We start from the raw sequence: 12,495 nt of genomic DNA on the forward strand, positions 1-12,495 counted from the left end.
TCGGTCGACTCAGGGTTGGTCGCGTCGGTCTGGGGTGGCTGAGCTTGGGGTGGGTTGGTCTTGACTCGTGAAGGGTCGCTGACCCTGGACAGAGGGCTGGCGCTGCTGCAGGCCGTGGCCGACGCCGGTGGTGAGGCGGCGACGATCTCCGAACTCGCCGTCGCCATCGGCGCGAGCCGCGCCGCCGTCTACCGGCTGCTCGTCCCGCTGTCCGAACGCGGTTTGGTGTGGCGCGACGGGAACAAGGTACGGCTGGGCGTCGGCCTGCTCCGGCTCGCCGGGCAGGTCCTCCCGCAGCTGCGGGAGGCGGCCAGGCCCGTGCTGCGCGAACTGGCGGAGAAGGTCGGCGCGACGGCGCACCTGTCGGTCGCGCAAGGTGATCAGGCGCAGGCCGTCGCGGTCGTCGAACCCTCCTGGACGAGCTTCCACGTCGCCTACCGCGTCGGCACCCGCCATCCGCTGTCGGCGGGCGCGGCGGGCAAGGCGATGACTCTGCGTCCCGGCGGCGAAGGCTGGGTGACCTCGACCGGTGAACTGGAGGCCGGCGCGTCCGGTGTCGCCGCGCCGGTGCGCGGGGTACCGGGACTGCGCGCCAGCGTCGGGGTCGTCTCGCTGGAGCCGCTGGCGGCCGGTGTGGTGGGTCCCGCGGTCGTCGCGGCGGCCGTCCGGCTGGCCGAGGTGCTGAAGCAGCCCGAGTAGCGCGTCAGCGATTGCCGAGCAGCGGGCGCACCATCGTCGCCAGCAGCGTGAGGTCGACCGCGAACAGGAGCCGTTCGAACAGGCCGAGCGTGATCTCCTGCTGCGACGGCCCGGTGAGCAGCGTCCAGACGAAGCCGCCGAGCACGATCACCACGGCGGCGAAACTGGCCACCGAGAGCCGCCGGATCGTCGTGCGGCGCGGCTCCCACGGGCAGCGCGCCCGGCCGGGGCGGGTCAGCACCCACGCGGCGGCGGGAAGGGCGAGGAAGGCCGTCAGCGCGGCGTAGTTGTGGATCTGCCCGGCCAGCGAACGAGCCTGGCCCTCCGGGTCGACGGGGACGAGCGCGAGGACGAACAGTCCGGCGCACCACACGCCGAGCAGGACGAGGACGGACCGGTAACCGGTGCGATGCGCCTTCGCGATGCCGCCGAGCAACGCGAGGGAACCGAAACCCAGCGCCAGGCACATCGCGCCGAACAGCGGAGCCGCCGTCGAACCGGGCGAGAGGTAGCCGTAGACGTACTCGGACAGCGTCTGCCAGATCGGGCTGACCTGGCTGGACAGCCGCAGGTGCAGGTCGATCGAAATGGCGACGGCGACGGCCATGCCGAAGATCGCGAGCCTGCCGTGCACCGGGGAGACGGCACGGGCCGCGAGGATCTTCGGGGAGGTCACGACCGGTTTCTCCAGGCACGTCGGGGCGGGTGTTCACCTTTTCGTTCCCGAAAGGTTACCCGTCGAACCTGTGAAAACCCCGTGCGCCTCAGAAGACGAGCTGGGTCAGCGCGAACAGCGAGAAGCCGGCGAAGACGAACCCCGCCACGCGCTGGATGAGCTTGGGGCGGATGCGGCTCCGGACCTTCGCGCCGATGAAGACGGCGAGACCCGCGACGGCGACCAGCGCGACGAAGGAGCCGAGCGCGACCGCGAACGGGTTGCCGAAGCGGGCGGTGAGGCTGGCTGTCGCGAGCTGGGAGGCGTCGCCCCACTCCGCGGCGAACAGCACGCCGAACGACGTCAGCGCGGAGCGGAAGAAGGTCGCGGGGCTCGGCCCGGAACGCGACGCGTCCTCTCCGCCGTCCTTGCCGGGGCGGAATCCTTCGCGAAGGAGCATGTACGCGCCGATGCCGAACATCGTGGCGACGATCGCGGTGACCAGTGCCTCCGGCAGCAAAGTGAGCACACTGCCGAACGTGGCGGCGATCGCACATTGCACGGCGAACGCGGCGGTGACCCCGGCGAATACCGGCCATGCCCGGAAACGGGTGGTGAGAACCAAGGTGGCGACCAGTGTCTTGTCCGGCAGCTCCACGGCCAGTACCAGGCCAAAGGCGCTGATGAGCGCCAACATCGAACTCGACATGGTGATTTCCACCCCTTTCACTGCAACGATAAAGGGGTGATTCAGGAAAAGACAAGCTGATGGCTTTTCCGAATTGCCGGGCATGTGCGGGCGAATTGTGTTTCGTGGCGGGGCGGAAAGGAGATTTCGGCAAACCGAATTCTTTTTTCAGGCGCCGCTGGTAGCGTCGGCGATCATGGACGAGAGAGCGCGGATCGAGGACGTGTGCAGGCGGCTACGGGACCACTACGTCTTCCCCGACGTCGCCGAGAAGCTGGCCGTGTTCCTACAGGCGAGACTGGGCGACGGCGCCTACGCGGGGCTTGACGACGAGGCGTTCGCCGTCGCGGTGACGCGAGACCTGCAGTCGGTCAACGGGGACAAGCATCTGCGGCTGCGGCACCACGTCGACCCGCTGCCCGAGGTGGACGGGGAATCGTTCGACCCCGAGGAGTTCCGGCGCGAGGCGGAACTGAACTGTCACGGCATCGCGTCGGCACGGCGGCTGCCCGGGAACGTCGGCTACCTGGAGACGAAGCTGTTCTACGGGCCGGACATCGCCGGCGAGGCGCTGGCCGCGGCGATGACGCTGCTGGCGACGACCGACGCGCTGATCGTCGACGTCCGGGAGAACCGGGGTGGCGACCCGATGGGGGTCGCCATGCTGATCAGTTATCTGGTGGCCGAACCGACCCACTACAACAGCATCTATCTGCGCGACGGTGACGTGACCAATCAGTTCTGGACGCTGCCGTACGTACCAGGCCGCAAGTTCGGCGCGGACAAGCCGGTTTGGGTGCTGACCGGGCCGACGACGTTCTCCGGTGCGGAAGACCTGAGCTACTCGTTGCAGCAACTGGGGCGGGCGAAGACGGTCGGCGCGGTCACCGGCGGCGGGGCGAACCCGCGGAAACAGTACAAAGTGGACGAACATCTGGATGTCACCGTCCCGGGTGGACGGGCCGTGAACCCGGTCACGGGAACCAACTGGGAAGGCGTCGGCGTCCGGCCGGATATCGCCGTCGATGTCGAGGCGGCGTTCGACAGCGCGTACGCGCTGGCGCTGGACCACGTGCTGACACTGGGGGATTCGGGCGTGCGGCGGCAGGTCGCGGACGAGGCGCGCCTCACACTCGCGAGCCTCGGCTGAGCCGGACGCGGGACCTACGTCCCGGCGAGATCGGGACCACTTGAACTGGTGGCCCCGCCTCGTGTTGAGCAGGCTTGAGGCGTGGAGGTTCTCGATCTCGCTCGGTGGCAGTTCGGCATAACCACCGTCTATCACTTCCTGATGGTCCCGCTGACCATCGGGCTTTCGGTCCTGGTCGCCGGGATGCAGACGGCGTGGGTCCGGACGGGTGAGCGGCGCTATCTGAAGATGACCAAGTTCTGGGGGAAACTCCTGCTGGTCAACTTCGCGATGGGGGTGGTCACCGGGATCGTCCAGGAGTTCCAGTTCGGGATGAACTGGAGCGCGTACTCGCGGTTCGTCGGTGACGTTTTCGGCGCGCCGCTGGCGATGGAAGGGCTCGTCGCGTTCTTCGTCGAGTCGACCTTCCTCGGCCTGTGGATCTTCGGCTGGGACAAGCTTCCGAAGAAGGTCCACCTCGCGTGCGCCTGGGCGTATTCGCTGGCGACCGTGGCGTCCGCCTACTTCATCCTGGCCGCGAACTCGTGGATGCAGCATCCGGTCGGCGTCGAGTTCGTCGACGGGAAGCCGACGATGAACTCGATCTGGGCGGTGCTGACGAACAACACCGCGCTGGCCGCGATCCCGCACACGATCGCGGGCGCCTTCTCCGTGGCGGCGGCGTTCCTGGTCGGGATCGCCGGATGGCAGTTGTGGCGCAAGCGTTCGGAGGACGACGAGCACCGCGCGGTGTGGCGCTCTTCGGTGCGGCTCGGCGGCTGGGTCGGCGTGGTGGCGTTCGCGGTGCTGGCGATCACCGGTGACGTGCAGGGCAAGCTGATGTTCGAGCAGCAGCCGATGAAGATGGCGTCGGCGGAAGCGTTGTGCCACACGGAGAAACCGGCGAGCTTCTCCATCATCGCGATCGGCGACGTCCGGGGCGCGAACTGTGAGGACGTCAAGACGTTCACCGTGCCGGCGTTGCTCTCGTTCTTGGCGCACAACGACTTCTCGACCGAGGTCAAGGGCGTGGAGAACCTGGTGACCGAGTACCAGGCGAAGTACGGGACGAACTACCCGGACGACCCGCAACTGGGCTCGCTGGCCGGTAAGCCGATCGACTACGTGCCCAATCTGCCGGTGACCTACTGGGGCTTCCGCGCGATGATCGGCTTCGGCGCGATTTCGGCGGGGATCGGGCTGCTCGCGCTGTGGCTGACCCGGCGGGGGCGGATCCCCGGGCAACGGTGGTTCCCGCGGCTCGTGCTCGGCGGGATCGCGACGCCGTTCATCGGCAACAGCGCCGGCTGGATCTTCACCGAGATGGGGCGTCAGCCGTTCGTGGTGGTGCCGAACCCGACCGGGGTCGACGGAGTGTGGATGTTCACCGCCAACGCGGTGTCGAAGTTGTCCACAGGCGAGGTGTGGACGTCTCTGATCGCTTTGACGACCGTCTATGCGGTGCTGGGCGTCGTCGAGGTCTATCTGATCCGCAAGTACGTGCGCGGCGGTGTCGACGCTGTCATGCCACCCAAGAAAACGACCTCTACCAGCAAGAACGGCGACCCCGAAGGCGGTGACAGCGATGACGAAGCACTCGCCTTCGCCTACTGATCGCCTCTTGACGTCACCTGCCCAGCCCCCCGCCCTTCCCGGGGGACGGCCCCGCACCCAGCGTATCGGGAGTATCGCTCAGGTGGGTTACCCACAGGGGATCTGTGGACAACTTGCCCCGTTGTGGATAACCCAGGGCAACGGGAGATTGAAGGGCCGTTTCGGTCGGACTCGAGTGGTAGGCGCTCCTCGAATCGCTGAAGAAGCAACCGACGCGTTCGGAGTGAACGAAGCAAGCAGGAGCATCCGATGACCCTCGAAACGATCTGGTTCTGCGTCATCGCCCTCTTCTGGCTCGGCTACCTCTTCCTCGAAGGTTTCGACTTCGGCGTCGGCATGCTCATGCCCGTCCTGGCGAAGGACAACACCGAGCGCCGCGTCATGGTCAACACGATCGGCCCGGTCTGGGACGGCAACGAGGTCTGGCTGATCGTCGCGGGCGGCGCGATGTTCGCCGCGTTCCCCGGCTGGTACGCCTCGCTGTTCTCGGCCGCGTACCTGCCACTCCTGGTCGTTTTGCTCGCGCTCATCGGCCGCGGGGTCGCGTTCGAATACCGCGGCAAGGTCGACTCCGACCGCTGGCGCCGCAACTGGGACCGCGTGATCGGCCTCGGCTCGTGGATCCCGCCGTTCGGCGTCGGACTGCTGCTCGCGACCACCGTCCTCGGCCTCCCGCTCGACGCCGACGGCGACCGGGTGGGCGGCGCGTTCGCCGCCATCCGCCTCGAAACGCTGCTCGGCGCGCTCGCGGTCGTCGGCTTCTCGCTCGTTCACGGCGCCGCCTTCCTCGCGCTCAAAACCGAAGGCGACCTCCGTCACCGGGCACGGAACCTGGCCACGCGCCTCCTGCCGGTCGCGCTGTTGCCGTTGCTCGCGTTCCTCGTCGTCGTGCAACTGCGCTCGGGCGACCTGTGGACGCTGTTCCTGATCGGCGTCGCCGTCCTCGCCGCGGTCCTCGCCTGGTTCCGAATCCGCGAGGGCCGCGAAGGACAGGCGTTCGCCGCGCTGGGCGGGGTCATCGCCGCCTCGGCGGTCGCGCTCTTCGTCGCGCTGTACCCGAACGTCCTGCCGTCCACTGTGGACCCGGCGAACACGCTGACCATCGCGGGCGAGGCCTCGAGTCCGTATACCCTGACCGTGATGACCTGGGTCGCGGTGTTCGGCGCCCCCGCGGTGCTGATCTACCAGGGGTGGACGTACTGGGTGTTCCGCAAGCGCATCGGCACCAAGCACATCCCACCGGTGCACGCACCATGACCGAACTTCCCGGCCGCGACACCCTTTCCGCCAATGAGTCCACAATGGACCCAGCGCGACCGGGAAAGGGTCCGCTCGGCGCGCTCGCCCCGCTTTCGGCGGCGGCGCGCCGGGCGTTGATCCTCAGCGGACTCCTTTCCTTCGTCAACGCCGTTTTGCTGGTGGGACAAGCTTTCCTGCTGGCCGACGTCCTCTCCGCGGTGGTCCGCGGAGCACAGGGGGACCGCACCGCCCAGCTGGCCGTGCTGCTCGCGCTCGTCGCCGGGCGCGCGATGACCGGCTGGGCGGTGCGGGTCGTCTCCGCCCGCGCGGCGGCCCGCGCGAAGGAGGAATTGCGCGCCAAAGCCCTCGATCACGCCTTGAAACTCGGCCCGGAATGGATCGCTCGCCGCGGCCACGGCGAGCTGACGTCGTTGACCACCAAGGGGCTCGACGCGCTCGACGCCTACTTCACCCAGTACCTCCCGGCGCTGGTCACCGCGGCGATCGTGCCGCTCGCCGCCGGGGCCGCGATCCTGTTCGCCGACTGGCCGTCGGCCGTGCTCGTCGCGATCACCGTGCCGCTGGTGCCGCTGTTCGCGATCCTGATCGGCAAGCACACCGCCGAACGTGTCGCCGACGCCGCCGATGCCGAACAACGGTTGTCGGGACATCTGCTGGAACTCGTCCGGGCGCTGCCGATCCTCAGCGCGTTCCGCCGCGCCGAGGCGCAGGCCGAGACGGTACGGAAGATCTCCGAACGGCATCGCCGTACGACGCTGAAAACATTGAAGGTGGCGTTCGCGTCGGCGTTCGCACTGGAACTGATCGCGACGCTTTCGGTCGCGCTGGTCGCGGTCGTCATCGGCGTCCGGCTGGTCGACGGCGCACTGCCGCTGGCCATCGGGCTCGGCGTCCTGATCCTCGCGCCGGAGTGCTATCAGCCATTGCGCGCGGTCGGGGCCGCGTTCCACGCCAGCGAAGACGGTGTCGAGGCCGTGCGCCGGGTCGCGGACGTGCTCGCGGAACCCCTGCCGCCCAACGGTTCCGAGACACCGGCCAAGGGCGAGGTCCACGTCGAAGGGCTGCGGGTCGCCCGGAGGAGCGGGTTCGCGCCCGACGGTGAGACCTTCGCGGTCCGGCCCGGCGAAATGCTTTGGCTGCGCGCGCCCAGCGGCGGCGGGAAGTCGACGACGCTGTCCGCGCTGCTCGGCTTCGTGCAGGCCCACGACGGGACGATCACCGTCGGCGGCACCGACCTCGCCGACGCCGAGCTCGACCGCTGGCGCCAGAACGTCGCGTGGGTGCCGCAGTCGCCGGTGTTCGGCGGGGGCACGGTCCGCGATGAGGTCGGCGCCGACGACATCCTCGGCGAACTCGGCCTGAGCGGCCTTGCCGAACGGCCGGTGGCGAAGCTGTCGCAAGGACAACGTCAGCGGGTCGCGGTGGCGCGGGCCTTGGCGCGGGTCCGGACGGGCGCGTGGCTGCTTCTGCTCGACGAGCCCACCGCCCACCTCGACGAGGTCAACGCCGCGCTCGTCATGGCCGCGGTCGCGAAGGCCGTCGACAACGGGGCCGCCGCGATCATCGCCGCGCACGAACGCTCGTCCGGTATCGACATGTCGACTACGCGCGTGGTCGACGTGGGCACCGCGGCCGAGGAGCCGCCGGTCCGGCCACTCCCGTGGCGCGATCTGCTGCACCGCAGGTTCTTCGGCGGCGCCTTGCTCGGCGCGGCCGCTTTGCTCGCCGGAGTCGCACTGGCCGCGCTTTCGGGTTGGCTGATCGCGAAGGCGTCCCAGCAGCCGCCGATCCTGACCCTGACGGTGATGATCGTCGGCGTGCGGACGTTCGGCCTCGGCCGAGCGGGACTGCGATACCTCGAACGGCTGGTCACGCACGACGCCGCGTTCCGGATCGCCGGACGGTTGCGGGTCCGGCTCTGGCAATCGCTGGTGCGGCTCGGACCGGCGCGTGCGCTTCGTGCCGGTGAGGAACAGCGACGGCTGGTCGGGGACATCGACACGGTGCGCGATCTGCTTCCCCGCGTGCTCACGCCACTGGTCGTCGTCACGTTGGTGGCTGTGGGCGCCGTCGCGGTGCAGACCGCCGTGCTGCCCGAAGCCGGACTCACGCTGGCCGCGGCCGTCTTGGTGAGCGCGTTCGCGCCGCTGCTCGCGCTGCGGACGGAACGCCGCGCGACCAGCGCGCTGGCCGCCGGACGGCGTTCGGTGTCGGCGCAGGTGCTGGGCCTGTTCGAGGCCGCCGCCGAGTTGATCGCGTTCGGGGCCGACAAAGAGCGCCGTCGCCGCATCGCCGGGACCGACGCCGCGTTGACCGCGGAAGCGCGGCGGCAGGCCTTCGGCGCCGGTGCGGCCGACGCCCTGATCATCCTGGCGACGGGTGCCGCCACCGTCGTGAGTACCGGGTTCGCCGTGCGCGCCGTCGCCGCCGGCGCGCTGGACCCGGTCCTCGCGCCAGTGGTCGCCTTGGTCCCGCTCGCGCTGGCGGAAGTGCTCTCCCTGCTTCCGCCGGCCGCGCAGCACTGGGACACCCTGCGCCAGGCCCGGCTGCGCCTCGCCGCGTGCGATGAAAGCGTCCTTCATCGCAAAATTCGCAATGAAGGGGCCTTTCATACCACCGGCGGGGTGCGGATCCGCGACGCCGACCTCGGCTGGCCCGGCACCGAGCGCCCGGTCCTCACCGGTGTCGACCTCGACATCGCGCCCGGTACGTACGTGGCCGTCATCGGCCCGAGCGGTGCGGGCAAGTCGACGCTCGTCGCCGCCCTGCTCGGGTTCCTCGAGCCGAGCAAGGGCGAGGTCGCCACTCCCGAAAACGTCGTCTGGGCACCGCAAGAACCGATGCTCGTCTCGACCACGGTCGCCGAAAACCTGCGCCTCGCCAATCCGACGGCCTCCGAGTCCGACCTGCGAAAAGCCTTGTATCAGGCCGTTCTCGAGGACGTCGAGCTGACCACGATGCTGGACAGCGCGGGCGCCGGGCTTTCGTGCGGGCAGGCGCAGCGGGTCGCGCTCGCGCGCGCCCTGCTCGGCGCCGCCCAAGCCGACCTGGTCCTGCTCGACGAGCCGACCGCGCACCTCGACGAACCCACCGCGCGCACGGTCCGCGAACGCCTGGCCGAGGCTTTGGCGGGAAAGACCGTCGTCCACGTCACCCACAACGCGGCCGAAGCCGACGGCGCCGACGTGGTCATGGAGGTACAAGAGGGTCGCGTCACAGCGCGGGCACGGGCCGGAGCGGGCTAATGTCGACAGCGCTCATGGATCCCACACTTGCCGCGCGCGCCCTGTCCGCCGCCACCGAGATCACCGGCACCGCCCTGTCCGGCGACGACCCGGGCGACGTGCTCGAGACGGTGGTCGCCCGCGCCGTCGAACTGGCCGAGGCCGACCTCGGTCTCGTCATGGTGCGCGCGGACGACGGCCAGGTGGTCGTCGAGGCAGCGCACGGAGCGCCGACCCAAGGCCTGCGGGGCCTGGCCTTTCCCGCCGATTCCGCCGCCGGTCAGGTCGCCCGCGGTGGGAAACCGGTCGTCAGCGAGGATTTCACCGTCGATCCCCGCACGGCCCCGTTCGTACCGCCGGACCTGCGGGGCTTCGGTCCGTTCGCGGCGTCGCCGTTCGGTTCCGGCGGACGCGTCCTTGGCGCGCTGACCGTGTACCGCCGCCACGGCGGGGCTCCGTTCTCCGACAGCACCGTCGAAGTCCTCACCGCCTTCGCGGCGCAGGCGGGTGTCGTCCTCGCCCTGGCCGAAGGCGCCAACGCCCGTCACCGCGTGACGCTCTACCAGGAGCGCGAACGCATCGCGCGCGAACTGCACGACGTCATCGTGCAGCGGCTTTACGGCGCGGGCATGCAACTGGACCGGGTGCGCAAGAACATGCGGAAGCGGTTCGCGCAGGCCGACGGCGCGCGGCTGTCCGAGGCGATCGACCAGCTCGACCAGACCATCGAAGAGATCCGCGGCACCGTGCGCGCGTTGCGCAGCCCGGAACCCGCGAACGAGAAGGTCGTCGCCACCGATCTCGCCGAGTCCGCGCGGGGCGAGGTGCGCATCGCGGGCGAACTGCTCGGCTACCCGCCGACCCTCGAACTGTCGGGAGAACTGGCCGACATCCCCGCCGAGCAGGCCGACCACATCCGCGCCGCCCTGCGCGAAGCACTGTCCAATGTGGTCAGACACTCCGGGGCGAGCGAGACCCGCGTGACCCTCAGCCGCGACGCCGACGGCGTCAAACTCCGGGTGCGGGACAACGGTTCCGGTGTTCCGCAGGGCGTCGCCAAACGCGGGCTCCGTCATCTCGACGAGCGTGCGACGACTTCCGGTGGCCGGTTCTCGATCAATTCTTCGCCGAGCTTGGGTACTTTGGTGGCTTTCGACGTCCCACTCGATTGACTCGTGGGATATTCACCGCGTTTTGTCGCTCGAACGAGTGACAATTCGCGGTTTCTGATTAATCCGTAACGATGGCGGCCGACGGGCGACTGTAGGGGTATCGAACGCGCTCGGAGCGCGAATTCCCCATCGAAAGGCCTCCTCATGTCCTCGGTTCGTCGCGCCATCGGCACGGCCGTGCTTCTCGCTGGATTCTCCTTGTTCGGCCCCGCTTCTGTCGCTTTCGCGCTGGCTGACGCGCCCGCGGTCGCCGATTTGGACTGCGGTGATTTCCAGTTCCAGGAGGACGCGCAGGCCGTGCTCGACAAAGATCGATCCGATCCGCACGGCCTCGATCGTGACAAGAATGGAATCGCGTGCGAAAAGCTGCCGAAGCGCGGATCCGGGCCGACGAAAACGAGCACGCCGACCGTTCCGCCCGTCGTGACGGATACGAAACCGGTGCCCAGCAGTGCGAAGTCCGCTGACCAGGACTGTGCCGATTTCCCCTCGCAGGCCGCGGCGCAGGCCGAGCTCAAGAGGAACCCGAGTGACCCGTACAAGCTCGACGGCGACCACGACGGGTACGCCTGCGAGTCCCGCTTCGGCGAGCCTTCGAAATCCGGTCAGGTGAAGGTCAAGCCCGTGGGCGGCGTCGCGACCGGTGGTGGTGAGGCCACCGAATTCAACGGCGGTCTACTCGAAATCGGCGCGGTCGCGTTGACCGGCGGGATCCTGCTGGCCGCGACGGCCGCGGGCGCGGCCCTCGTCCTCCGGCGGCGTGCCGAGCGATGACCCGGGTTTCTTCCTGGCGCCGATGGCCCTTTCCGCTGGTCATCGGCACCATCATCGGGGTGGCGCTCGCGGCGGCGCTGACCGCTTGCGCCGGCCCCTCGGCAGGCAGGGTCGCGTCACCGGCGCAGCCCACCACCGCGTCTTCGGCGGCCCCGACTGCCGCCACGGTCGCCCCGCTGGGATCCGCGAAGCCGGTCACGCTCGAAATCCCGGCGATCGGGGTCCGCACCGGCGAGATCATCGACCTCGGCCTGACCGGTGACGGCAGCCTGCAGGTGCCGCACGACGCGATCACCACCGGCTGGTTCACCGGCGGCCCGGCTCCCGGCGAAATCGGACCGGCCGTGCTCGCGGGGCACGTCGACTACAAGAAGGTCCCCGGCATCTTCGTCCGGCTCAAGGACGTCAAGGCGGGCGACGAGGCCGTCGTCCATCGCGACGACGGGATCACCGCGGTGTTCACCGTGTACGCCGTCGAGCGGCATCCGAAGGCCTCCTTCCCGACGGAGAGGGTCTACGGCGACACGCCCGGGCCGGAACTCCGCCTGATCACCTGTGGCGGCGACTTCGACTCCTCGACCGGCAACTACCTCGACAACGTGATCGCCTACGCGAGACTGACGCGCACTTAGATTCGAGGAATGCGCACCGTCTACGTCGTCACGCATCCGCAAGCCACCCATCACGTCGATCGCCTGGTGGGCGGCTGGTACGACGCCGATCTCACGCCCGATGGCAAGCGTGCGGCCGTCGCCATCGCCGACTCACTGCACGCCCGGGTGCCGGAAAAGGTCGAGCTGTACTCCTCGGATCTGCGGCGCACCGCGCGGACGGCGAAGGTGATCGGCGAACGGCTCGGCGTCGAGCCGGTCCTGGACCGGCGGCTGCGCGAGAAGTCGTACGGGGAGGCGGGAGGACGGCCACAGGACTGGCTGGACCGGCGGTTCGTCCCGCCGCCCGCGGTCGGGGAACGACTGGAGCACGACGAGGGAATACCGGGCGCCGAAACCAAGGGCGCGATGGCCAGGCGCGTCTACGCGGCGATGGACTCGATCCTGGAAAGCCGTTGTGCGCACCAGATCGTGGTGACGCGCGGCGGCGCGCTCACCTTCGTCATCGCGGCGTGGATCCGGATGCCACTCGAAGCGGCCGGGTACGTCGACTTCCGAGGTTCACCCGGCAGTATCACGGTGCTCCGTGAAGACGACTACTTTCACAACCGGCAGGTCGTGACTCTCGCCGGAGAATGACAAGATCTCCCCGGAAAGTCGATGAGGACG

General features: G+C 69.3%; 11 protein-coding genes. 9 read left to right on the plus strand and 2 right to left on the minus strand.

Annotated features, from left to right (window positions below; all coding sequences use genetic code 11):
• Positions 1–60: 60 nt before the first annotated feature.
• Positions 61–699: an IclR family transcriptional regulator gene (locus AVL48_RS25545; RefSeq protein WP_061980625.1), complete on the plus strand. Its 639-nt coding sequence runs from the start codon at positions 61–63 to the stop codon at positions 697–699.
• A gap of 4 nt (positions 700–703) precedes the next feature.
• Here the strand turns inward: AVL48_RS25545 and AVL48_RS25550 are convergent, their stop codons facing one another.
• Both AVL48_RS25550 and AVL48_RS25555 read right to left on the minus strand, forming a co-directional pair.
• Positions 704–1,375 (minus strand): DUF998 domain-containing protein, encoded by a 672-nt coding sequence (locus tag AVL48_RS25550; RefSeq protein ID WP_143104618.1) that lies wholly within the window; start codon positions 1,373–1,375, stop codon positions 704–706.
• Between the two features lie 88 nt (positions 1,376–1,463).
• Entirely contained in the window at positions 1,464–2,051 is a 588-nt protein-coding gene (locus AVL48_RS25555; protein ID WP_061980624.1) for a TMEM165/GDT1 family protein, read from the minus strand.
• 187 nt (positions 2,052–2,238) lie between these two features.
• Here AVL48_RS25555 and AVL48_RS25560 point away from each other — a divergent pair, with 187 nt between their 5' ends.
• The 8 genes from AVL48_RS25560 to AVL48_RS25595 all read left to right on the plus strand — a co-directional run bounded on the left by AVL48_RS25560 (position 2,239) and on the right by AVL48_RS25595 (position 12,465).
• Positions 2,239–3,192, plus strand: a complete 954-nt coding sequence (locus AVL48_RS25560; RefSeq protein ID WP_061980392.1) for a S41 family peptidase — start codon at positions 2,239–2,241, stop codon at positions 3,190–3,192.
• Between the two features lie 81 nt (positions 3,193–3,273).
• The gene (locus AVL48_RS25565) at positions 3,274–4,785 is read left to right on the plus strand and encodes a cytochrome ubiquinol oxidase subunit I (protein ID WP_061980391.1); all 1,512 of its coding nucleotides are present in this window, start codon (positions 3,274–3,276) and stop codon (positions 4,783–4,785) included.
• A 249-nt stretch (positions 4,786–5,034) separates the two neighbouring features.
• Positions 5,035–6,042, plus strand: a complete 1,008-nt coding sequence (gene cydB, locus AVL48_RS25570; protein ID WP_061980390.1) for a cytochrome d ubiquinol oxidase subunit II — start codon at positions 5,035–5,037, stop codon at positions 6,040–6,042.
• The gene (gene cydC / locus AVL48_RS25575) at positions 6,039–9,290 is read left to right on the plus strand and encodes a thiol reductant ABC exporter subunit CydC (RefSeq protein WP_082857762.1); all 3,252 of its coding nucleotides are present in this window, start codon (positions 6,039–6,041) and stop codon (positions 9,288–9,290) included. The genes cydB and cydC overlap by 4 nt, the downstream gene beginning before the upstream one ends.
• Before the next feature lie 14 nt (positions 9,291–9,304).
• A complete protein-coding gene (locus AVL48_RS25580) occupies positions 9,305–10,441 on the plus strand; it encodes a GAF domain-containing sensor histidine kinase (protein WP_061980622.1) in 1,137 nt (378 codons plus the stop codon).
• 144 nt (positions 10,442–10,585) lie between these two features.
• Entirely contained in the window at positions 10,586–11,215 is a 630-nt protein-coding gene (locus tag AVL48_RS25585; protein WP_061980389.1) for an excalibur calcium-binding domain-containing protein, read from the plus strand.
• The gene (locus AVL48_RS25590; protein ID WP_061980388.1) at positions 11,212–11,847 is read left to right on the plus strand and encodes a class F sortase; all 636 of its coding nucleotides are present in this window, start codon (positions 11,212–11,214) and stop codon (positions 11,845–11,847) included. Before AVL48_RS25585 ends, AVL48_RS25590 begins: the two co-directional genes overlap by 4 nt.
• Before the next feature lie 9 nt (positions 11,848–11,856).
• Positions 11,857–12,465 carry a histidine phosphatase family protein gene (locus AVL48_RS25595; protein WP_061980387.1) on the plus strand — a complete coding sequence of 203 codons (609 nt, stop codon included), beginning with the start codon at positions 11,857–11,859 and terminating at the stop codon, positions 12,463–12,465.
• Positions 12,466–12,495: the final 30 nt, after the last annotated feature.

This window comes from Amycolatopsis regifaucium, from assembly GCF_001613935.1.
Classification (GTDB): domain Bacteria; phylum Actinomycetota; class Actinomycetes; order Mycobacteriales; family Pseudonocardiaceae; genus Amycolatopsis; species Amycolatopsis regifaucium.